Raw genomic sequence first — 23,680 nt, 5'->3', positions numbered from 1 at the left:
CCCTGAAGGGGCGATATACTTATTTCGCCCCTTCAGGGCTGTACCCTAAGCTATTATGTGGCTATAAACATGTCGCCTCTTCGAGGCTTCGGAATTTCAATTGCCGAAGAGCGGGTTAATGAGAGTTGGAAGGGTGAACAGGGGTATAAAAAACATCTTCTCTACACATCCCTTCAAACAAAGTTTTTCGTACATTTATACCGTGTTGAGCTTCTTCTTAAAACAGGAAAAGAACGTTCAGCCCATTAGAAAAATAACAGCCGCTGTGGAGCAGGAATTGTCCTGTTATACAAATGTTAGCATCAACCAATAACTATGCAACTCAACCCGAAGTTAATATCTTCAATAGTTAAAAACCTGAAATCTATTCAGAAGAATGAATTTGATGAGGGCACGGTTAAAAACTTGCTTATTGAAATTAGAGACTGTGGGCTCACCCAAGAAAGTCTATTGAAAGAAATATGTCACTTTGTTGCCCACCCCACACTAAGAGATCAGGGAATTTGCCTTCAGGAATTAGATGTTCTATTCATGCAACTCAAGTATGCGAAGATATCTCCATTCTCTCCACCTCAATTTAATATGAATCCGATTAATCCAGATGAGAAAAGAATACTCAAAAACGTAATAGAGAAAACGCCCGATAAATATTTCGAAGCAACAGCGTTCTCCAAGATAAAGGCTATTGAAATAATTGACAAAAGCTATTCAAAAAAAGGAGTTCTATCTCGCCCCAGAAATCGATCAAAAATCATAGACATCATTCAATTGGTTATGAGAATTGTAATTCCATCAGGTGTATTTTCTCAAAGCGATTTAATTTTAGAGTTAGTAAATAGTTTCAGTTCAATATTGCAATCAAATGGAATTGAAGATGAATTTACTCCATCGATAAATGAGCGGCAAAATGATCTAATGGTATGTATACTAAGTCTTCTTCAAGGTGCAAAATTCAAGCTATATGATGGGTCATTTGCGGAAAGCAAGATGTCGGTCAGCAACATTAACAAAGTAATTCAATCAAACGAACAGCCTTCAAATGTTAATTACAATGGTCTTTTTCATGTGCCTTACATGGAAGATGCATTTAGCGTATCAATAATTAAAACGAACATATCATTTAGTCACTATTTCAACACTGACTGGGTTGATTTAAGTCAAAATAAAATCGGACTTTTTGAAGTAATTAGAAAAGAAGGAGGTCAATTATTACTTGAAGAAATTGAATAAAAGATGCTAACTTAGCCTAATCGAGCCATGCCAGACTCTGCTAGTTCGAGCAGTTCTACATTCTACTCGCACCGGAAAATCTTCGATTTTCCTACATTGTACCCGAAACAAATTAGACGTCAATGCCACGGCTGATAGGCAGGCGTCGTGCCCCATGCCAAGAACGAGAGTAAATAATTGGTGTTTTTACCTTTGATTAAATCTTAAGTGTAAAATTTACTCTCGTCATGAACAGCTTCGATAAGTCAAAACCATATAACAGCCTTCCCCTACTTCCCCCGCTGTTCGAGGTGCAACCTCTGCCTTATTGCAACTTGAATAAACACGGGCTGCAAACCCTACGATGAGGCTTCGAAATTGCAAGTGCCGAAGAGCGGGGGTTGGGGTTATATAAGAAAAAACAAGGAGTCATTCCGCACGTAGATGCGGAATCTCCTGCCTATCCTTTTGAGGGCAGCCCTTTTGCAACCTAGCTGGAGGTTCTGATTTTCATCGGGATGCCTAAAAAGTAAGGAATACGTACTACTCATCCAAGTCCTTATCCTCCTGCTTCTTCCCCGCATTCGACTTTATCTTATCGAGGATCATCTGCTCTATCTCTGCGAGCTGGTGAAGGGGGACTGAGTTGAGGGCTTTGGTCATGTCCACGGTCTTTTCAGGCTTTTTGATCTCCATGAGCGGATGGTTCTTATCCAAGGGCGATGCATCATCGGGCTCCCATACGATCAGGTCATTGGGAGTGCAGCGTAGCAAGTAGCATAGCTTCTCCAGTTCCCGCAGCTCCAACCGCCTGATTAAGTTACGGTTGCATTTTGAGGCAAAATTATCCGAGAACCCAGCTTTTTGGAGAAAAGAGAAAGGACGTTCAATCCCTCTCGCCTTAAATACCCGCTTAAAATTGTAGTACATCATAACAGTAAGGAGAGTTTGAAGGTGAATACTGCAAGTAACATACAATATAACTATTTCTTCAAATATAAACAATAGTTATAGTTAGCCAACTCCTTTAACTATCTCCTATAAAATTCTTATTTATATACTAGTACCTTTAACAAAAGGTATAATTACCTTAGAAGGATAACTAACACTTCTTCTAAAAGAAGTAAAATCTCTTTATTTGAAGCATACAACTCTTCCCTTATAGGTCTCAACTATTATTTATATAATGTCTCTTATCTTTTATCAGATAATGCTTATCTCTTATTCAACCACCTTTACCTTTTATAGAATAACATTTATCTTTTATAATATACTTACTATCCTTTATAGCATATTTACTTTTCAAATAAGACATATTACTCTTCATTCTACAAAGTTTTTGAAAAATTGGGTGGAAAGGGGTAGTTGGGAGAGGCTGAGTGAGGTTAGAAGGGTGAACAGGAATATATAATATCTTCTCCATACATCCCTTCAAACAAAGTTTTTTTGTATGTTTATAGAGTGTTTCTTCTTGGAAATAGATAAAAGGAGCAAATCATCCCATAAGGGAAATAACAGGAATTGTCCTGTTATTCAAACGTTAGCGGCAAGCAGAAAAAAGAAAATATGAATAAAATACTTTTAATTCTTGGAATCCTAATAATGGCAGTTGGGTGCCAATCGGAGAAGAAAGAAAATAGTGATAAAAAAGAAACCAAAACTGAGAAAAAATATCAAGCAAAAGCACCCCCGACTCATTTTTTTGGAAAGGAGGCATTTGAAGAATCAGACCAAACAACTTTAAGGTGGTTGGGAATGGCAGGTTTTTTAGTCAATAGTCGAGGTACAACTTTTATGATAGACCCATTACTTGGAGGATTCGATATGCCAGTAATGATTGACTTTCCGATTGATGCCAAAAAAGTTCCAAGTTTGGATGCCATTTTAATTACCCATAGTGATAATGACCATTATAGCAGGCCAACTTGTGCCGATTTGAAAGCTGTAACAAAAGAATTTCATTCAACTGTTTATGTTGATTCATTAATGAAGAATCAAGGATTGTCGTCCTTTGGACACAGTATTGGAGAGTCATTCAAACTCGGTGAAATAAAAGTTTCATTAACTCCTGCCGACCATGCGTGGCAAAACGCTCTTACTGAAATGAACGAAGGTCGATATTGGAAACAAGAAGATTGCACAGGATTTTGGATTGAAACGCCTGATGGAAATATTTGGGATACGGGAGATTCAAGACTGATGCCAGAACATTTAAAAATGCCAACTCCTGATGCAATCCTTTTTGATTTTTCGGATAGTGAATGGCATTTCACATTAGAGGGAGCTGTAAAATTAGCAAACGCTTATCCAAATACTCCCCTTTTATTACATCATTGGGGTTCAGTAGATGCACCAGATTTTCCACCATTTAATGGAGACCCTGAAAAATTGAATGATTTTGTGGACAACCCAGAAAGGATTGTTCTTTTAGCACCAGGAGAACCATTTACCCTAAAAAGATTGGAGAAAGTAAATTGATATGAAACTACAAAAATTAAAATATCAGATTTTTGTCTTGATTTTGGTAGTTAGTGCTTGCGGACAAAAAGAACAAAACCAGAATGTCTTTATTGCTAATGAAATGATGATAAGAATTGCAGAATTAGAAATATACCCTGAACATCTTAATGAATATCTAATAATTCTAAAAGAAGAAGCTGAGGCTTCGGTTAGATTAGAAGCAGGAGTGATTTCTATTTATCCAATGTACATAAAAGAAAATCCGAATAAAATCAAAATTTTAGAAATCTATAAAGACAAGGAAGCATACGAATTGCATTTGCAGACACCTCATTTCAAGCATTATAAGACGTCTACTTTCAAAATGGTAAAATCCTTGAATTTGGTTGATATGGAAGCTTTAGATAAAGAAACAATGCCTAAAATTTTTGAAAAATTATCAAAATAGAAAAAAGCCAGCCGCTAATCGAGGTACTGTCTGAAAAACCAAGCTTAAAAATATAATTTTTTCAATGTCTTTATCCTAGCGAGAAGAGGGCTTTACTTGTTCCTGTTGTCCAAAACAAGGGTCATAATGCTCATTGCAACCTCGAACTAACCTATCATAGGAATTGTATTCCGACTTTCTGCCTTATTGCAACTTGAATAAACACGGGTTGCAAACCCTACGATAAGGCTTCAGAATTTTAAATGCCGAAGAGCGGGGAAAATAACTAACGCTATGGAACAGGAACAACAGTACTTGAAATGGTGGTGTGGATACCCGCCCAAACAAGAATTGTAGTGATATGCGAATGTTAAGTGTGATAAAAAACCAAAAAGTATACATGATACGAAAATGTGTATAAGGCTTTGAATGAGCCTTATAACGATCTTTGTTTTATTCTTTAAACAACAAAAAATAAGCAAAGATGAACACACATCAATTTGGCAAAAAAGGTTGGACTCCGGAAAGAATAGGGAATCTAAAAGGCAAAACATACGCCATAACAGGTACTACCAGCGGTACGGGATTTGAAGCAGCGCGCATATTGCTATCTAAAGGAGCAAAAGTGGTGATGCTCAACCGTAACTCGAAAAAATCGGAGGACACCATCGCAACCTTAAAACAAGAGCTTGGTAATGATATAGATGTATCCAGCATACGTATGGACTTAGCGGAACAAGCTTCTGTGAAAAAAGCTGCAGAGGAGGTGCTAAAGACAGTTTCTCAAATCGATGCATTGATGTGTAACGCTGCTATTGCTCAAGTGCCAAAACAAACACTAACTGTTGACGGTTGGGAAAGTCAAATGGGAACGAATTACTATGGGAATTTTACACTTCAAGCTTTATTGTTCCCACTCATTGAAAAATCTAAGGGGCGAATTGTAACAGTAGGAAGTATGGGATATGATATGGGAATTAAAACCATCAAGTTCGACGATTTGAATTGGGATAAAGACTACACGCCAAACGATGCTTACAGCCAAAGTAAGTTGGCGCAAATCATGTCAATCTACGAACTACAAGACCGACTGAAAGAAGCAGGAAAGACAGATGTGAAAGCCTATGCCTGCCATCCAGGTTCGTCACGAACAAACCTCATCAGTACTAGTGGTAGCTTTATGATGAAATTGATTTTTGGTATGATGAAATTGTCGCCATTAACACAGCCTGCCGAAAATGGCGCATATCCTGAGTTAATGTGTGCTACCGAGCCTGATTTAGACCAAACCGAATTTTATGGTCCAACTGGGCGTAGCAATTGGGTAGGGCCTGTTGGGGCGCATGAATTAAAGCCGCACGCTAAAGACAAAGCAGTATCCAAAAAACTCTGGGATCTGTCAGAAAAAGAAACAGGTATTAAGTGGAACATATAAAAAAGTTAGCAATGGATATATTAAAATCAGCAACAGATTGGGCGAAAGCCGAGCTTTTTTCAACTCCTTTTTTCATTCTTTTTGGAGTGGTGTTTATGGCGGCAAGCTTAGGATTTTGGCAATTGGGAAAAACCGACATGGCAAGAGCCTACATCATCCCCACCTTGGTGGCAGGCTCTTTACTGGTAATTATTGGGCTTGGGTTATTCTTTACCAACAAATCGAGAATTACACAATTTGAAACTGCCTACAATACGGATGCCCCAGCTTTTGTAGCATCAGAACTTGCACGTGCCGAAAGTACTATAAACGAATATAAAACCATTGTTTTTAAAGCAATCCCGCTAATTATCGCTGCCTGTGCCCTCGGTATTATATTCATCAACACGCCTATTTGGCGGGCAAGCATGATCACAACTATTGCAATGATGACAGTTATTTTGTTAATTGACGGTACAGCCCGCGCCAGAATTGAAGCTTATAATGAGCAATTGATATCCGTAGAAAAAGAATTGAAAAAGTAATATGCAACATTTCAAAACACTATCTGCTTATTTAGATTACCTGGAGCTTCCGCGCCCAGAGCATCCTATGTTGAGTGTGTTTTCTGCTACAGCCGATGGTTTCTTGCCTTGCCCAAAAGAAAGCTCACCGCCCATTACCAACGATTGCTATTCCATTAGTTTGAAGAAGATTGTGAAGGGCGAGGTAAACTACGGACGAACACACTATGACTTTACCAATGGGGCACTGATTTTCATAGCCCCAAGGCAAGTGCTGCAATGGGATCACAGCATGGTATACGACCAAAAAGGCTTTTCAATTAACTTTCACGAAGACTTTCTGAAAGGGACAGAATTAGCTCACCAGATTAAGAAATTTGGTTTCTTTTCGTATTCGGCCAATGAAGCCCTTCATCTTTCCCCCAAAGAAGAAAAGCAGATTGAATCGATTGTGGAGAATATTGACATCGAATACCAGAATAACCAAGATAAGTTCAGCAAAGATATCATCGTTTCGCAACTCAGCACACTTTTAAAATATGCCAACCGGTTCTATGAAAGACAGTTCTTGAATAGAAAAGAACTCTCCAATAGCTTATTGGAGAAGTTTAACCAGCAATTATCAGCGTATTTTGATTCAGGACAATTACAGGAAAAAGGCATTCCAAGCATTGAGAAAATTGCGGACAAACTATCGGTTTCGCAGCGCTACCTAAGCGACACACTTAAAAAAGAAACAGGGAAAACCTCAACCGAACATCTGCAATTGTACCTAATTGACGAGGCCAAAAATATTCTGTTGAACCCCAATAAAACGATCGCTGAAGTAGCCTATGATTTGGGCTTTGAATATCCGCCCTATTTTTCAAGATTATTCAAAAAGAAAGAAGGCATCAGCCCTACGGAATACAGAGAAAAGTATAAATTGAATTAACCTAACCTATTGAAATACTCCGATGTGGAGCAGGAATCGAAGCCAGAGTGTTGTAGGTAATTTGAAACAGCCACTAAAACATCAATGAAAACCTACCAAGATATTAAGGAATTACTAGTTGATCTTAATGTAAAGAAAAAGCCTATAGACCCTAATTTCCATATCTTTAAGTTTCATGAAACTTCAGACATTGCAAAAGATGCGCTAAACCCACATTTAAAAACCTTTTTTACGATAGATTTTTATGCCGATAATTTATCTGAAAGACAAATAGGCACAACTAAAATTGAAGACTTAACCAACTCTATTGCTTTTAATTCTCCTTTGCAATTGTTTTCTGTAACACCTTTTGAGGGCAAGCCAGGGGTCAATGGCTATTCTTTACTTTTTGATGCACAGTTTTTTGTCCCAAAAAAACATCAATATGAAATACAACACGAGTTTCCTTATTTTAAGCTGAATTCTAATCCTTCTTACAAATTAACTACAACAGATTTACCTTTGATAAAAAAACTATTTGATACCATTTATGAAGAATCTTATAAGGACGATACCCATACGGTAGAACTGGTACGCTCTTATCTTGTGGTACTATTACTTCAAACAAAGCGAATTGTTGGCAATGCTGTTGGTATGGTCAAACTAAAACGCTACCAAGAAATCACCGCAAATTTTGAAGAGTTAATCCTTAAAGAAACTGCTAAATACAGAAGCATTGCCGAATATGCCGATGCTATGCATGTAACCCCTATTTATTTATCAGAATGTGTAAAAAAAGCCACTGGCCTAACGGCAAAAAAAGTTTTGTCTAATTATATGACGCTACGTGCCAAAGCTTTATTAGTACAAACCACCGATTCTGTTGCTGAAATTGCCTATAATATGGGTTTTGATGAGCCTACCAACTTCATCAAGTTTTTTAAGAATAATGAAGGTATAACTCCTGCCGCTTACAGAAAACCACCTTAAAAAGTATCATTTTCCCTAAAATACTAACCTTACACAGCTTTGTGTCCTGCTCTACCTTTGTACTATAACAAATTTAGAGACACACAATGGACACTATACAACATAAACCTTTAAGCAAAAAACTCCTATTCATTATGGCTACTGCCATAGCCGCAACAGCAGCCAATTTATACTACAACCAACCTTTAATCCCCTCTATTGGCAGATCTTTAGTACTACAAGAGAGTATGTTGGGTTTTATACCATCTGCATCACAAATTGGGTATGCCATGGCTATCTTTTTTATATCGCCTTTAGGCGATGTGATGAATAGAAAACTAGTTATAAGAAACTTGTCCATAACACTAACCCTTGCATTGCTAGGGGTGTATTGGGCTCCAAACTTTGGCGTGCTAATAACTGCCACCTTTGTGGTGGGGCTAGGAGCCAATATTACCCAACAACTATTACCGCTGGGTATATCCTTAACCACACCCAAAAACAAAGGCAAGGTAGTAGCCACTTTAATGACAGGGCTAACCACTGGAATTTTACTCTCAAGAACAGTAAGTGGATTTATAGCAGAACATTTTGGATGGCGAACCGTATTTCTGGGAGCAGCAATTATAGCTGCTGTCATCGGCGTGGTCTTGCATATGGTTTTACCTGCCAATAAACCAACTGTAAGGTTAAGCTACCCAAAACTATTGGGCTCTATGTTCACATTGGTAAAAACAAAACCCTTATTGCGTGACGCTGCTTTTGTAGGCGCATTGTGGTTCGCTGCTTTCAATGCGATGTGGGCAACCATTGCCATTCACCTTATGGACAAGCCTTTTTCATATTCCGTGCAGCAAGTTGGATTATTGGGTTTTGTAGGCGCAGCTGGAATATTTGGGGCTAAAATAGCTGGAAAATGGGTAGATAAAATAGGCTCTAGAAAAGTAATGATAGTTTCTATTACCGTGGTATTAATAAGCTTTGTGGTAATGGCCATTGGGCAAAACTCGATCATAGCACTTTGCATAGGTATTGTACTATTAGATTTAGGTGTTTTCGGCTCACAAATCCCCAATCAGGTGCGTGTGTTTTCTGTAGACACCAATGCACAAAGTAGAGCCAACGCTGTGTATATGCTGTTCTACTATATTGGAGCGTCATTAGGCTCTGCCTTAGGTGTTTCGGTTATTAGTCAATATGGCTGGTTAGGACTTACCACGTTTGGCTTTACTCTAGTAGCAATCGCACTAACATATCACATTCTGAAGAAACCAAAATACGGGTTCAAAAAATCTCCATTATTAAAGACAAATATTTAAACATACAATAAGATGAATACCATAGAACGAAACAGTCTGCAGGATGTATTAAAAGCTAAAAAAGAAGCGTGGGAAACCGATGCATCCAGTGATCAAAAAGCAATGGCTACCGAAAATATAGAAGCTATCATCAACACACATTTTGAGGAAAATGCTATTAATCTGGGTGATAAGGCTATAGATTTTACGCTAAAAAATGCTTTAGGCAATTGTACCAATTTAGAAACCAATTTAAAAGAAGAGCCTGTAATACTCACTTGGTACAGAGGTGGTTGGTGTCCATACTGCAACATAACCTTGCAGTTTTTACAGAACAGTTTACCCGAATTTAAAAAGCATGGAGCTAGCCTATTGGCTTTAACACCAGAACTACCTGACAAATCGCTTTCTACCAAAGAAAAACACCACTTAGAATTTCAGGTATTGAGTGATGTTGGGAACAAAGTGGCAAAAAAATACGGCTTAGTTTACAAGCTAACAGATGCTTTGGCAGAAGCTTATAAAAACGGCCTTGGCTTACACAATTACAATGGAGATGACAGTAGTGAATTACCTATTACCGCTACCTATGTCATAGACAAAAATGGTATAGTTAAATATGCTTTTTTAGATGCAGATTACCGCAACAGAGCCAATATTTCCGAAATAGTAGAAGTGCTAAAAACACTTCAAACAAAATAACTGATAACCTTTAAAACAATACAAATGGTACTTAATATATTTCAATAGGGTTTAAAAACAGATAAACCACCTTTAAGTCAGTCTGTTATAAAACACACCCCCCTTCTCACACCCAACTAATTACACTTAATTCTCATAAAAAGAGTTAAAAAGTTTTATATTTCTAACCGATTGTTTAGTTTTGTATCAATAATTTGAAACAATGGCTAGAAAAAAACAATATAATGAAGACGCAGTAGTAGAAAAAGCTATGAACCTATTTTGGCGAAATGGTTATAAAGCTACTTCTATGCAAATGCTTGAAAAAGAAATGAGCATTAACAAGTTTTCTATATATTCTAGTTTTGGAAACAAGCATGGCTTATTTCTCGAAAGTTTAAAAAGCTACAAAAGAAAGGTAAACTCTATTTTCGAAGAATTTAAAAATTCAAACAACGGCATAGAAGACATAAAAACCTTTTTCTATAATTCAGTTAGAATTTGTAATGAAAATGGAAATGAAAAAGGGTGTCTCGTTACAAATACTTACTATGAGTTCTCAGAAGGAGAAGATGAACTTATAAATAAAGAAATGAATTCCTTTATGAACAGTCTGAAAGAGTTGTTCATTGAAAAATTAAAAATGGATGCCAATAAAGATGAAGAGACTGTTTTGAAGCAGGCTAACTTCTTACTATTGGCAAAGCACGGCTTGGCTGCAGCGTCCAAAGTGAATACTACAGAAGAAATAGAAGACTATATTGAAATGACATTTAAAAATCTATAAACCTTTTTTTAACCTATATCTAAACGATTGTTTAGATATTTAACAATAAACTTTAAAAGAATGACAACATTAAAAGTTCACACAATAGAATCAGCTCCAGAAGGAAGCAAAGAATCATTGGACCAATCGGTAAAAGCATTTGGAATGCTGCCAGGCTTGCATGGAGTTTTAGCTTCTTCACCACAAGTATTAGAAGCCTACAAAACATTACATGGCTTATTCCAAGATACGTCATTTAACGAAGAAGAACTTACCGTAGTTTGGCAAACCATTAATGTAGAACACGAATGCCATTACTGTGTGCCTGCTCATACCGGAATTGCCCATATGATGAAAGTTAGTCCCGAATTAACAGAGGCATTGAGAAATAGGGCATCTATGCCAACTGATAAATTGCAAGCCTTACATGAGTTCACTTTAAAGGTGGTACGTAATCGTGGGCACGTGACACAAGAAGATTTAGATACATTCTATGCAGCAGGTTATGGAGAGCAACAAGTCTTGGAGGTTATCTTAGGTTTATCACAGAAAGTGATCAGTAATTACACCAACCATATAGCCAACACTCCCGTAGACGAAGCATTCCAAAAATTCGCTTGGGAACTACAAACAGTATAAAACCCAATAGCCCTAACAGTAGACTATATCACGGTTTAATTTGTATAGACTTCTGAGGTTAAAAGCCAATGTCTTTTTTATTTCAAACGGAGCCAAAAGCCATACCTGCTGATCTTTTTCACTAGCACAGGCTTTAGCCCATTGAATACCTCTGACCTATTCGGCTTTAACCTAAACTATGCGCATTATTGATCTTTGAAAATGCCATTAATGCCACTAACCGTGATATAGTTTATTAAATAACATAGAAGCAATGAGTCTTACAGATCAATTATCAGAAAGAAGAAACAACAGCGCAAAGGTAATTCCGGAGGCAAAACGTTCGATAATGCTAAAAAGCACAGCGGATCTTAAGTCTCAACACTTGAGTGAAAAAGCACTGAAAACTGGACAAATACTGCCACCTTTTACCTTAAAATATATTGAAGGTAACGATGTTTCGTTGGAGCATTTTAAATCCCAATTTTTAGTAATATCATTCTATAGAGGCGGCTGGTGTCCCTATTGCAATATGGAGTTAAAAGCTTTGCAGAATATTCTTCCCGAATTAACAGCACTAAATAGCGAATTAATTGCTATTACACCAGAAACGCCAGACAATTCACTCACTACTTTAGAAAAAAACGAATTAACGTTTGCAGTATTAAGCGACATTGATAATACGTATGCAAAGTCACTAGGATTGGTCTTTCAACTACCAGAAGACTTACAAGGTGTTTACAAAGATTTTGGTATCGAGGTGGATAAACACAATGGAAACAACGATTTTGAATTGCCAATGCCCGCAACTTACATTGTAAATAAAGACCGAGAAGTTATTTACAGTTTTGTCCCAGAAGATTATACCGAGCGCCTAGAGCCAGAGACTATTTTAGAAGTTATTAAAAACCAAAATGAAAAACCCTAAAAGAAGAATTTCTTTTGGGATTAACCATTTCTTTCACGAAGTGGTGATACATCCAAAACTTAAATAAGTTTGTGATAGGCATGCACAATATATTTCAAAATAGCTACTAAATAAAATTACAAAATGAACATAAAAACACTCACAATAGTATTAAGCTTTTTAACCATTGTTAGCTGTACCAACACTTCAAAAAAGGAAGTTGAAGAGGTGGTAATTGCCCAAGAAGAAACCACTTTCAATTTTCTAAACAAAGGGCATGAACTGGTGTATAATATGGTAAAAAAAGTAGGTGATTATCAAAAACTAAGGTCTAAAAAGGATGTGGCGTACACCTACACCTATACCACACCAGATGGCAAGGCGGACATTTCTACAGAGAAATACATTTTTGATGGAGAATTATCTTATGGAGAATACAAGCAACACCAGCGTACTTTACCTCAGCTAGAAGGTACAATGGAACAAGGGTATGACGGTAAGGAATATTGGCTAAAGGCAAATGGAAAGTTAGTTAATGACACAACAGCACTAAAAAGAGTCATGTTCAGCAGACCTACCAATTTTTATTGGTTTGCCATGTTTCAAAAATTGTTAGATCCAGGTTTGAGGTATGAATATTTGGGTGAGAAAGAATTGGATAACAAAAGCTTTGATATTGTAAAGGTTTCTTTTGAATCTCAAAATGATAAACCCACCGACATTTATCAGCTTTATATCAATAAAGAAACAGGAATAGTAGATCAATTTTTGTTTACTGTAGCCGATTTTGGTATTATAGAAGAACCGCTACTCATGCAAATGGAACATGAAGAAATAGATGGTTTTTTAATACCTAGTAAACGTAAATACAAAAAATCTACTTGGGATGCTGAAGTAACTGATGCGCCTTGGATCCTCGTTGATTGGTCTGATATTAAATTTGATAACAATCTAAAAAAAGAAGAATTCTCAAAATAACCAGATTCAGCAACATATATATATAAAAAGCAGTTAAGAGCTAAACTAAACACTTGATTCTTAACTGCTTTTTTGCTTTAGAGGATATAAGAATAACATAAAAAACACTGATAAATCAATAAGAAAAACGTACTAATTACCGCTGGTGCTCAAGAAATTGGCGAATCAATCACCAGATATTTTATTGATAACGAAGCCAATTAGTGGTGATTTAACAAAAGAAGCCGATACGAACGCAATGGTTGAAAAAAACGATAGAAGCATTGGGTTGTCTAGACATACTGATCAACAACGCAGATTCGCTTGTAGCACGTACAATACTGGATGAAATGGAGACTGAATTTTGGCATAAGGTAATGGACATCAATCTCACATCTATGATGTTTGTAACGCGAGCGGCAGCAACAACAGCCAGCATCCCCATCCAACGAGCAGGTAATGCAGCTGACGTAGCGCGCGAGCAGTTGTTTACCTAGCCTCCGAAAACGACGGCTTTATTACTGGGGCTACTACTCGACATCAATGGCGGAGTCTACAATATGTAGCTCCTCGCTTAAACTCTATTGAATACTAAAAAACACATAAAACCCTAGTAGCTGCCAACTACTAGGGTTTTATGTTACCTACCTGAGAAAAGCGACATTAATCCTCACAGAAACCAGAAGTATTATTTCGCTACAAATACCACGGAGTTTTGTCCAATTAGAGCATGTTTAAATTTTGAAAAAAGCTGGGCAGCCCAAAACTTTGTAGTGACCAAACAACAAAGTTTATGGAAACCGACCAAAGCCGATTGACTGCCCAGCAATGGGAATATATCAAAGAATACCTACCTGTGCAAAGAAAGCGTAAATATGATTTGCGCGACGTGGTGGATGGCATATTTTATATCTTGCGCACGGGGATGCAATGGCGGAACCTCTCCGGTGGATACCCCCCATGGCAGAGTGTCTATTATTATTTCCGCAGATGGAAACAGGACAACACCTTGGAGCGTATCAACGCCCAGTTGAACAAGAAATGGAGAGTGGGGGAAAACAAAAAGGAGACCCCCAGTATGCTATCCATTGACAGCCAGTCGGTAAGGTGTGCGCCTTTCATAGGCCAGGACACCGGCATAGACGGCAACAAGAAGGTGGACGGCAGGAAAAGGCACGTGGTCACCGACACGTTGGGGTTGGTATGGGGCGTGCTCGCCGGCCCGGCCAACGAGCCTGATGGGGCGGCAGGGCAACGGGTGGCCGACCCCTTGCTGGGCTACCTGGATAGGATTAAGAAGATACTGGCCGACCATGCCTACAAAGAAGGCTTCATGGGCTGGGTGGAGGAAAATATCAGGGGTGTGGGGGTCGAGATTTCCTCTTGCCCACCGACCGCCAAGGGCTTCGTGCCCATCAAGTGGAGGTGGGTCACGGAAAGGACTTTCGGGACGCTCAATTTCTTCAGGAGGCTGTCCAAGGACTATGAAAAGACCACAAAAAGCTTGGGTGCTATGGCAAAACTGCCAAATAATACTCAACAGGCTCAAAAGAAAACATGAATTAAATTTTTAAACATGCTCTTATCAAAAATCATTTTTACAAACTAACAAGATTATGTTTGCTACTAATCTTGTTATAAATATCTCTACTGAACATGTAAAGTTTCGCCGGTTTTTTTGATGCCCCCACCTTTTTTTCGTCTAACGGTACAATATAATTTTTGCTTAATGCCTTTTTCCTAAAGTTACGGTTATCAATTTCAATATCTAAGACCGATTCGTAAGCATGCTGTAGTTCGTTCAGCGTAAATTTATCGTGCAAGAACTCAAAAATGAGAGGTTCTGCCATAATCCTACTCCGTATATCGGCAAGGGCCTGGTTGATAATTTCGAGGTGGTCGAAGCCTAAATGAGGAAGCTTATTAAGCGGAAACCACTTTGCGTTGTCGCTCCTAAGCTGTACTTTGTTGGTCGGTAAAATAAAATAATATGCCACCGACATTGTTCTTGGATCGCCACCCCTACTTTTCACCCAAAGCAGATCTTTATCACTTTTTATCCGCTCCGGATTCCCAAAAGTCCGAAATTGCTTCATGTACATATCCTCGAGTCCAGTGAGGCTTTTAAAAATACGCTTGGCAGTTTCGTCAAGCCTCTCACTTTTAAAAACATGATTTCCCTTAAGCACCCAATCGTCTACCTCGGGGTATTTACCATCATACATATGAAGGGTACGTTTTGTCAACAATATCTGAATCCCAGAGGCATCCAAACCAAACACCACACAATCAACCGATATATTAGGGAATTTCCTAAAATCCATAAATATTAAACGTTTAACATACGCTAATAATACAAATAAGTATTAATGCAAATATAAAAACCATTATAAGATTCCCCTCAATTTTTCAGATTTTTACACATAAATTTTACAAACGTAATATAAACGCAAATACTTTTTATAACATCAATCATTTAGTCATAAATACAAAACAAACCAATCTATAGCAAACTGATTCACAAAAAAATACTATCATAATAAACATAAAATCAAATACTTATAAAGTAAATATTATTTTTTTAACAAAAAACTTGCTTTGCATTATTTATCTTATCTATATTTGTTTTACAAACGTCATTTAAACGCTTGTTGTGTGTTAATTAAAATAGAATGAAAATGAAAGCCCTGAATAAAACAATCAAGAACAGAAATAGAAACATCTATTTAAAAATAGCACGAAATACACGCTTAAAATATACTTTTTTGATAAATGCGCTATTTATGATTGGGATATTAGGGTTTTCTGGAAATGCTATAGCGCAGAAAGACCAATCGGTCACCGACATTTTTAATATACACCTAAATGTAAAAAACATGCACTTGTGGCATGGCTTTGTTGTTACTCCAGGAGTAATGTTGGCATCGAGTATCGAGTATAAATCTGCCGACGACAAATTCATTGCTGGGCTTTGGGGAGGCGCCAGCTTCAACGGCAGCTATAAGGAATTTTCCTACTACACAAAGTATAATTTCACTAAAAGCTTCAATGTTTCACTAATCAGCCACAATAATTACAGTAATTCAGATACAATAGATATATTTAGTTACGACAAAGAAACATCACCAAATTTTGTCGATATTGTTTTGGAATACACACCCTCCAACGACATTCCGCTCACACTATACTGGTCGACTATATTATTCGGTAATGCCCAAGATTACGAAACTGGTATCGATGGTACGCTTACCGATTCTTATTCAACGTATGTTGAAGTTCGGCACAAGCTACTTCACAAGAAAGAGACAAAACTTACCGCTTTTGCCGGAGGGGCCTTTTCGTTAGTGACCGATAAAACTTTTTACAGCGAGGATGCTGCCTTTACCAACTTCGGCTTATTACTTAACAAAGATATCAAACTGTTTTCTCAAAAAATACCTGTGGCAGCTACTGCTATGTGGAATCTAGAAACAAAAGTAGGGGCATTACAGATTGATATAGCACTTTTTTAATAAAATTCTTCGAAAATATTTACTCATGAAAAATGCACCAATAAGAGACTTCTCCCACCTAGACGAGGAGCAATTGCCTATAGCACATAATAAGTTACATGGCGGAAAACATTTTGCAGGATTATATGCAGGTGAGCATGTTGCCGCAACCGAATTTGTGATTGGGGCAACCTTTGTTGCGCTTGGGGCAAGTACCCGAGACATTTTATTGGGCCTGCTAATCGGTAATATCCTGGCCGTACTAAGCTGGACATTTCTAACTGCACCCATTGCGGTTGAAACAAGGCTGAGCCTCTACACCTATTTGAACAAAATAGCAGGTAATTCTATGACCAAGCTTTACAATTGGGCCAATGTGCTCATTTTTACGGTTATTTCAGCAGCCATGATCACGGTTTCCTCTTCGGCCGTAAGGTTTCTTTTCAACATACCGGCACAGTTAAATTGGTACTCGACCAATATTTGGTTCTTGCTAATTGTAGTGGCCGTAGGTATCGTTGTTGTATCTGTTGCAATTTATGGTTTCAATACCGTTGCCGACTTTTCAAGTATTTGCGCACCATGGCTGTTTACGTTGTTTATTGCTGGAGCTTTTGCATTATTGCCTGCACTTGCTCATTCGGTAATAGGCTCAACCTCCATTTCGAGTTTTAGTGATTTTGTCCGAATTGGCGATATGTCTATTTGGAAAGGAACAACCGACTCCGGTGAAGCCGGTATTGGCCTGCTTGAAGTTATTGGGTTCGCATGGGCAGCAAATACAATTACCCATGTAGGATTAATAGATATGGCAATTTTCCGATACGCAAAAAAAGCAACTTATGGTTTATATTCAAGCTTCGGCATGCTGTTTGGACATTACTTGGCATGGATTGCTGCCGGTATTATGGGCGCAGGCGCAGCCGTATTGCTAAACTCACAAGTTTCTGCTCTAGATCCGGGCGATGTAGCGTTTTACGCATTGGGTGCATCGGGCTTCGTCATAGTCATTGTTGCAGGCTGGACTACTGCAAACGCAAACCTTTACCGTGCAGGACTAGCAGCTCAGGCCATCTTCAAAAACCATTCAAGAAAAAAAACTACACTTGTAGTAGGTGTATTTACCGTAATTATCGCATGCTTCCCTTTTGTGTTCTCCAAAATGCTTCCGATGCTTACCTACGCTGGGCTTATTGTTGTTCCCGTAGGAGCTATTGTTTTTGCCGAGCACTTTTTGTTCGATAAAATTGGCTTAACAAGATACTGGGCATACTATAAAAAAATGGCAACCAGCAAGCCGGCTATTATCGCCTGGATTGCAGGACTGATACTAGGATTTGGATTAAACGCACTACATATAATGTCATTTTATTATCTTTTTATCCCAACCTGGATCTTCACACTTATCCTATACACGGTTATGGCCCGTTTTAGTGGGGCAAAAGAAGATTATACCCAGGAAATTGCAGAGGAAAAACAATTACAGGCTGAGGTTGTAGTATTTCAAGAAACAAAAGCCAAAAGTGAAAAAGTCCAAGTAAAAGACACCCGGACATTTTCAAAAGGGCTAAACATCCTATCGGTTGTTTGTTTATTGACAATTGCCATATTGGCAGCACGAACTATGTTTGCCAGCCCCGATTTGGAAACATATAACGTCAATAAAGAACTTTTCCATTCTATAGCATTTGGCTGCACCATCGGTTATTTCACATTTGCGTACTGGGCACTTCGCAGAAAAAAGAGCCTTAATCAAGTCACTTAAAAAATTATAAAAAGATGAAAACAACAATATCGTTGAATCAGGAAAGCTTAAGCACAATGCCTCCGAGCATTAAGACCCCTTCCTACGACAGGAATAAAGTCACTACAAGTATCGTACACATTGGGGTAGGAAACTTTCACCGCTCACATGAAGCGTATTTCACAAACGAATTGATGGAACGTTATGGCGTGCTCGACTGCGGGATCTGCGGAGTAGGGCTGTTGGATTATGACCGCCGTATCTACAACATCCTAAAAGATCAAGATGGGCTTTACACCCTAATTACAAAAGAGCTTGATGGGTCGTTAAGCGCCAAGGTTATTGGCTCTATTGTGGAATATATTTTCGCCCCCGAAAACCCGATTGCTGTAATTGAAAAAATGGCAAACCCCGATATTAAAATTATATCGCTTACCATTACCGAAGGTGGTTATAACCTCAACGAAGGTACCGGCGAATTCGACTTTAGCAACCCTGTAGTTGTTGAAGATATGAAAAACCCAATGTCGCCCAAAACCGTTTTTGGCTACCTTGCACAAGCCATGAAATTGCGCATGCAGAGAGGTATAGAAGGCTGTACCATCCAATCGTGCGATAATATTCAAGGCAATGGAAATATAGCTAAAAAATCACTAATGAACTATGTTGAAAAAGCCGAGCCAGAATTATTGCCATGGATTGAAAAAAATGTAACCTTCCCCAATGCTATGGTAGACCGCATAACACCGGTAACTGTTGCCGAAGACATCGTAAAGCTACAAGAAGAATTTCATATAAACGATCAATGGCCAGTAGTTTGTGAGCCATTTATTCAATGGGTAGTGGAAGACAAATTTGCCAATGGCCGACCTGCATGGGAAAAAGTAGGCGTACAGTTTGTCGATAATGTGGTACCGTACGAAAACATGAAATTGCGCTTGCTGAATGCCGGCCACTCTGTGCTAGGTATGCTTGGCGCATTGCATGGATATACTACTATTGACGAGGCTGCACGAGATAATGACTTCCATGATTTCCTTAGAGCTTTTATGGACGAAGAAGCCAGCCCAACATTAGGTAACCTTGGCGGCTTAGACCTAGAGAAATATAAAGACAGTTTAATAGAACGCTTCCAAAATGTCTATATAAAAGATTTAATTGCTAGAATTTGCCTTGAAAGCTCAGCAAAAATACCAATCTTCTTACTGCCAACTATCAAAGCTCAATTGCAAAATAGCGGTAATTTTGAAAGAGCGGCATTTGTTGTGGCAGCGTGGTGCAAATATAACGATGGCATTGATGAGAACGGAAATAAATATACTATTGAAGACGCCATGAGCAATGAACTTATTCGCACTGCGGCCTTGTCGCACCAAGACCCTATTCGCTTTTTGGAAATAGAGCCTGTTTTTGGTGACTTAGTAAACAACAAGGCTTTTGTAGACGCATTTCTCTCATCTCTACAAAGGCTAAGGGAAAACAAGGTAAAAGAATGCGTTAAAGAAATGAACCAAAAGGTTGTGTGACATGAAAAACATTGTATGCTTTGGCGAAGTATTATGGGATATGCTTCCCACAGGTAAAAAACTAGGTGGAGCCCCTTTAAATGTTGCACTTAGGGCACAGTCACTGGGAATGGAATCCAATATAATAAGCGCCATTGGTAATGACAGCATTGGTCAAGAAATTTTGGAAGAATTGAAAACCTATGGTATTAATAAGAGCCATATACAGGTAAGTAAAAAATTCGGAACTAGCGAAGTATTGGTACACCTAGATAGCAATGGCTCCGCTTCCTACGATATAAAAATGCCTTGTGCATGGGATGACATCGAACACCAAGAGGAAGATGCAAAAACAGTTGCTCAATCGGATGCTTTTATCCATGGCAGTTTGGCGGCAAGAAGTAAAACAACCCTTTCAACGTTACTCCAGCTACTGAACCAGGCCAGGTTTAAAGTATTCGATGTAAACCTGCGCCCACCGCACTACAATCTAAAAACGCTCTTGAAACTGATGAACCATGCCGATCTTATCAAATTCAACGATGATGAGATATTTGAAATCTGCAAGGAGATGGGGCTAGAAAAAAGCTCACTAGAAGAGTGTGTACAGTTTATTGCCGAACATACGCAAACAAAACAAATTTGCGTGACGCTGGGTGGAAACGGAGCCGTTCTATACATCGGAACCGATTTTTTCTATAACAAAGGGTATAAAGTCAAGGTTGCCGATACCGTAGGGGCTGGCGATTCGTTTCTAGCCACTATAATCAGCGAGCTATTAAATGAAACACCTCCACAAAGGGCAATCAACTCAGCTTGCGCCATTGGAGCCCTTGTAGCTTCAAAAAATGGAGCAAACCCCAAAGTAACCCAAGAAGAAATTGAAAAAATCATGCTATAAAAAGAATACAATTTCTTTTTAATAAAGTGATGGGAGGCTCTTGAAGCCTCCTTCATTCCCGCCCATACATGAATCTACCGACTACATCCTCTTTATACGAAGTCAAAGTTCTGAAAGCTTCTTCTCTTCTGATTTTTCCACTGTACAATTTCTTTTCTCCCAATACTCATTAGATTCGGATTGTAAAGCCTACCATAACCTACTTTTATTGTAGCCAATCTGTATTAAATCAAGCATATATTGAACCCTTACACTAAGCACCTATGAAAATCAACACTTTACTGTTTTTTGCCTTATTATTGGCTAGTAGCTGCGCCGAAAAAGCAGCGGAAACAAACATCGCCACCCAAACCGAAGAAACTATGGAAACACCTCAAAAACAACTTAGCCATATAGTCTTGTTCAAGTTCCAAGGCTCAGCCACCCAAACCGACATCGGTAAAGTAGAGGCGCCTCTGTCGCCCTTACCTCTAAAATAGAAGAAATCAAGGGATTTGAATGGGGGGGGCACAAACAGAAGCCCATACATTCGGTTTTCACAATCGGGAGGTGGGGAATTGATAAATTATGAAGACGGGGAAGCAGGACAATACCGCGTAAACCAATACAATTTAGAAACTGCTTTTATGTACAAAGGATTTAGTGGGCAATCTGAGTTCCATCAAAAAAGATAATTGATAAATTAGATAATGACAAGGCAACTGATTTAAGAGGGTATTTTCTACACCAAGCCGTTTCATGGTGCCCCTCCCCTTTAGAAATGGGGCTGTGCTATGCTAACTACCAACCTGATATAAACGAAAATCAAAATCAGGAAGAAAAAACATTGGTCTTCAAGTGATTTTTTAGCGGACATAAAAACAAACTAACCATGGAGGTGAGTAATTTCGATTATCAGGAATCGGATACAGATATTGCCAGTGAATGGCGATTTAGAATCCAATGGGATATCTCGCTATAATGAAGATCAATTTGACTACAGTGCAAGTGAAACAACCAACCTATAATACCAACCCTTGTCCACTTCTCCCTCAAACAATACATCATAAGAATTATATCCAAATTCTTTCCTAAATTAAGACTTGAAACCTTTCAGCAGAAATTTGGGATTATGCACCCAGATAAGCTGAAGGGTGTTAAATCGAAATACACACTAAACTTTTTTAACATGAAGATGAAAATGAATTTTAAATACTTGTTTATCTTAATACTATCCCTCTTTCTCGCTACCCTTGGCTTTGCCCAGCTACCTAAAATAAGCGTGGATGGCAATAAGCTTGTGAAAGAAGACGGAACACAGATTGTTTTTAGAGGATTAAATGCCAGTGACCCAGGTAAGTTGGATAAGGAAGGCCACTGGAACTTAGCCTATTTCCAAGAAGCTAAAAAATGGGGCGCGAATATCATTAGGTTCCCGGTACACCCAGTGAGGTGGCGCTCGTACGGTGAGGAAGAATACATCAAGCTGCTGGACAAGGGGGTTGAATGGGCCACCGAGGTTGGGCTTCACGTCATCATCGACTGGCACAGCATCGGAAATTTGCGGACAGGGCTGTACCAGGCAGATATGTACGATACCGACTTGCAAGAGACCTACCGCTTCTGGAGAGCGATGGCACGCCATTACAAAGGAAACACTACGATTGCCTTTTTTGAATTGTACAACGAACCAACACTTTACCACGGCGAATTGGGCACATGCACTTGGGAGCAATGGAAAGGAATGATGGAGGAAATCATCGGGATTGTTCGTGCCAATGGCTCAGAGGCCATCCCGCTAGTAGCAGGGTTTAACTGGGCATATGACCTGAGCGTGGTAAAAAACAACCCAATTGATGCCGAAGGGATTGCGTATGTCAGCCATCCATACCCTCAGAAAAGGGAAAAGCCATGGGAAGACAAATGGACTGCCGACTGGGGATTTGTTGCAGAAAAATATCCCTTAATACTGACCGAGGTTGGCTTTTGTGGCCCCAACGAAAGGGGAGCTCACCAACCGGTTATTAGCGATGAGTCTTACGGTGATGCACTTGTGAAATATTGCGACGACAGGGATATTTCCTACCTAGTTTGGGTATTTGACCCTAGCTGGTCTCCCATGATGTTTTACGATTGGACTTTTAAGCCTACACCACAAGGGACATATTTCAAAAAAGTGCTGCAAGGATATAAATATTAGTCATTATAGAATAGAGGTATAATCTGCCCAGTTCTGGGCAGATGCTTCGGAAAACCTATATTTTAAACATACTAGCACTTATGCCAATTAATGTAGTAATTTGGATGGAAATCAGATAAAGTTCAAACATTCTCTTTTACACATATGAAAACGTATACCTTCTTGTTTTTTGCCTTCTTGTTAGTTAGTAGCTGTGCCGAAAAAGCAGAGGAAACAACAACTGAAACCACAGAAACTATGGAAACAGCTAAAAAGCAACTACGCCACGTGGTTCTATTCAAGCTCAAAGACTCTACCACTACTGCCGATATCGAAAAGGTAAAAACAGCCTTTGCGGCTCTTCCTTCTCAAATCGAAGAAATAAAAGGATTTGAATGGGGGTTAAACAATAGCTCAGAAGGATTAGACAAAGGGTACACCCATTGCTTTCTGCTAACATTTGATAGTGAAGAAGGCAGAGCGGCTTATCTCCCACACCCTGCACACAAAGCTTTCGGAGATATATTGACTCCTTACTTGGAAGATGTATTGGTAGTAGATTATTGGACTACGGACTAAACCTATCATGGTAAAAAGACCGCTGGTATAATTCCCATAAAACTTACTCCCCAGTCTGCTCACATTCCCAAAATATTTGCAATTTTACCCCATGTCAGCAAGTCAAATTATTTTGATAATAGTCAGTGGCCTGGGGGTCATTCATGGGCTCTTTCTTGC

At 38.7% G+C, this 23,680-nt stretch carries 24 protein-coding genes; 22 read left to right on the top strand and 2 right to left on the bottom strand.

Going from position 1 to position 23,680, the window contains the following annotated elements; translation table 11 throughout:
• Positions 1-315: 315 nt before the first annotated feature.
• The gene (locus R9C00_07285) at positions 316-1,230 is read left to right on the top strand and encodes a hypothetical protein (protein ID WPO37248.1); all 915 of its coding nucleotides are present in this window, start codon (positions 316-318) and stop codon (positions 1,228-1,230) included.
• A 522-nt stretch (positions 1,231-1,752) separates the two neighbouring features.
• Here the strand turns inward: R9C00_07285 and R9C00_07280 are convergent.
• Entirely contained in the window at positions 1,753-2,142 is a 390-nt protein-coding gene (locus R9C00_07280; protein ID WPO37247.1) for a helix-turn-helix transcriptional regulator, read from the bottom strand.
• A 633-nt stretch (positions 2,143-2,775) separates the two neighbouring features.
• Here R9C00_07280 and R9C00_07275 point away from each other — a divergent pair.
• The 14 genes from R9C00_07275 (at position 2,776) to R9C00_07210 (ending at position 14,704) form a co-directional block, all read left to right on the top strand.
• Entirely contained in the window at positions 2,776-3,687 is a 912-nt protein-coding gene (locus tag R9C00_07275) for an MBL fold metallo-hydrolase (protein ID WPO37246.1), read from the top strand.
• 1 nt (position 3,688) lies between these two features.
• Positions 3,689-4,117: a putative quinol monooxygenase gene (locus tag R9C00_07270; GenBank protein ID WPO37245.1), complete on the top strand. Its 429-nt coding sequence runs from the start codon at positions 3,689-3,691 to the stop codon at positions 4,115-4,117.
• A 463-nt stretch (positions 4,118-4,580) separates the two neighbouring features.
• Complete coding sequence (locus R9C00_07265) at positions 4,581-5,531, top strand: SDR family oxidoreductase (GenBank protein WPO37244.1); 951 nt, start codon at positions 4,581-4,583, stop codon at positions 5,529-5,531.
• 11 nt (positions 5,532-5,542) lie between these two features.
• Complete coding sequence (locus tag R9C00_07260; protein WPO37243.1) at positions 5,543-6,055, top strand: hypothetical protein; 513 nt, start codon at positions 5,543-5,545, stop codon at positions 6,053-6,055.
• 1 nt (position 6,056) lies between these two features.
• Positions 6,057-6,968, top strand: a complete 912-nt coding sequence (locus tag R9C00_07255; protein WPO37242.1) for a helix-turn-helix transcriptional regulator — start codon at positions 6,057-6,059, stop codon at positions 6,966-6,968.
• A gap of 84 nt (positions 6,969-7,052) precedes the next feature.
• Positions 7,053-7,937, top strand: coding sequence for a helix-turn-helix domain-containing protein (locus R9C00_07250; protein ID WPO37241.1), 885 nt, complete (start codon positions 7,053-7,055; stop codon positions 7,935-7,937).
• Between the two features lie 134 nt (positions 7,938-8,071).
• The gene (locus R9C00_07245; GenBank protein WPO37240.1) at positions 8,072-9,235 is read left to right on the top strand and encodes an MFS transporter; all 1,164 of its coding nucleotides are present in this window, start codon (positions 8,072-8,074) and stop codon (positions 9,233-9,235) included.
• Positions 9,236-9,247: 12 nt separating this feature from the next.
• Positions 9,248-9,916: a peroxiredoxin-like family protein gene (locus tag R9C00_07240; protein ID WPO37239.1), complete on the top strand. Its 669-nt coding sequence runs from the start codon at positions 9,248-9,250 to the stop codon at positions 9,914-9,916.
• Positions 9,917-10,118: 202 nt separating this feature from the next.
• Complete coding sequence (locus R9C00_07235) at positions 10,119-10,682, top strand: TetR/AcrR family transcriptional regulator (protein WPO37238.1); 564 nt, start codon at positions 10,119-10,121, stop codon at positions 10,680-10,682.
• Positions 10,683-10,742: 60 nt separating this feature from the next.
• A complete protein-coding gene (locus R9C00_07230) occupies positions 10,743-11,300 on the top strand; it encodes a carboxymuconolactone decarboxylase family protein (GenBank protein ID WPO37237.1) in 558 nt (185 codons plus the stop codon).
• Positions 11,301-11,553: 253 nt separating this feature from the next.
• A complete protein-coding gene (locus tag R9C00_07225) occupies positions 11,554-12,207 on the top strand; it encodes a peroxiredoxin-like family protein (protein WPO37236.1) in 654 nt (217 codons plus the stop codon).
• A 273-nt stretch (positions 12,208-12,480) separates the two neighbouring features.
• Positions 12,481-13,164, top strand: coding sequence for a DUF6503 family protein (locus tag R9C00_07220; protein ID WPO37235.1), 684 nt, complete (start codon positions 12,481-12,483; stop codon positions 13,162-13,164).
• 242 nt (positions 13,165-13,406) lie between these two features.
• Positions 13,407-13,640: an SDR family NAD(P)-dependent oxidoreductase gene (locus R9C00_07215; GenBank protein ID WPO37234.1), complete on the top strand. Its 234-nt coding sequence runs from the start codon at positions 13,407-13,409 to the stop codon at positions 13,638-13,640.
• 296 nt (positions 13,641-13,936) lie between these two features.
• Entirely contained in the window at positions 13,937-14,704 is a 768-nt protein-coding gene (locus R9C00_07210) for an IS5 family transposase (protein WPO37233.1), read from the top strand.
• Positions 14,705-14,741: 37 nt separating this feature from the next.
• Here R9C00_07210 and R9C00_07205 read toward each other — a convergent pair whose 3' ends face one another.
• Positions 14,742-15,467 carry an NUDIX hydrolase gene (locus tag R9C00_07205; protein ID WPO37232.1) on the bottom strand — a complete coding sequence of 242 codons (726 nt, stop codon included), beginning with the start codon at positions 15,465-15,467 and terminating at the stop codon, positions 14,742-14,744.
• A 459-nt stretch (positions 15,468-15,926) separates the two neighbouring features.
• On the opposite strand from R9C00_07205, the gene R9C00_07200 reads away from it, so the two are divergent.
• The 7 genes from R9C00_07200 (at position 15,927) to R9C00_07170 (ending at position 23,521) form a co-directional block, all read left to right on the top strand.
• Complete coding sequence (locus tag R9C00_07200; protein WPO37231.1) at positions 15,927-16,655, top strand: hypothetical protein; 729 nt, start codon at positions 15,927-15,929, stop codon at positions 16,653-16,655.
• A 25-nt stretch (positions 16,656-16,680) separates the two neighbouring features.
• The gene (locus tag R9C00_07195) at positions 16,681-18,399 is read left to right on the top strand and encodes a hypothetical protein (protein ID WPO37230.1); all 1,719 of its coding nucleotides are present in this window, start codon (positions 16,681-16,683) and stop codon (positions 18,397-18,399) included.
• Positions 18,400-18,413: 14 nt separating this feature from the next.
• Positions 18,414-19,904, top strand: coding sequence for a mannitol dehydrogenase family protein (locus tag R9C00_07190; protein WPO37229.1), 1,491 nt, complete (start codon positions 18,414-18,416; stop codon positions 19,902-19,904).
• 1 nt (position 19,905) lies between these two features.
• Entirely contained in the window at positions 19,906-20,784 is an 879-nt protein-coding gene (locus R9C00_07185; GenBank protein ID WPO37228.1) for a carbohydrate kinase, read from the top strand.
• Positions 20,785-21,047: 263 nt separating this feature from the next.
• Positions 21,048-21,263 carry a hypothetical protein gene (locus tag R9C00_07180; protein ID WPO37227.1) on the top strand — a complete coding sequence of 72 codons (216 nt, stop codon included), beginning with the start codon at positions 21,048-21,050 and terminating at the stop codon, positions 21,261-21,263.
• Between the two features lie 689 nt (positions 21,264-21,952).
• The gene (locus R9C00_07175) at positions 21,953-22,963 is read left to right on the top strand and encodes a cellulase family glycosylhydrolase (GenBank protein ID WPO37226.1); all 1,011 of its coding nucleotides are present in this window, start codon (positions 21,953-21,955) and stop codon (positions 22,961-22,963) included.
• A gap of 144 nt (positions 22,964-23,107) precedes the next feature.
• On the top strand, positions 23,108-23,521 hold the full coding sequence (locus R9C00_07170; GenBank protein WPO37225.1) for a Dabb family protein: 414 nt from the start codon (positions 23,108-23,110) through the stop codon (positions 23,519-23,521).
• Positions 23,522-23,680 lie beyond the last annotated feature (159 nt).

Source organism: Flammeovirgaceae bacterium SG7u.111 (genome assembly GCA_034044135.1).
Lineage (GTDB): Bacteria > Bacteroidota > Bacteroidia > Cytophagales > Flammeovirgaceae.
Note: the sequence above shows the minus strand (reverse complement) of the source record. Positions and strands in the feature narration are given on the sequence as shown.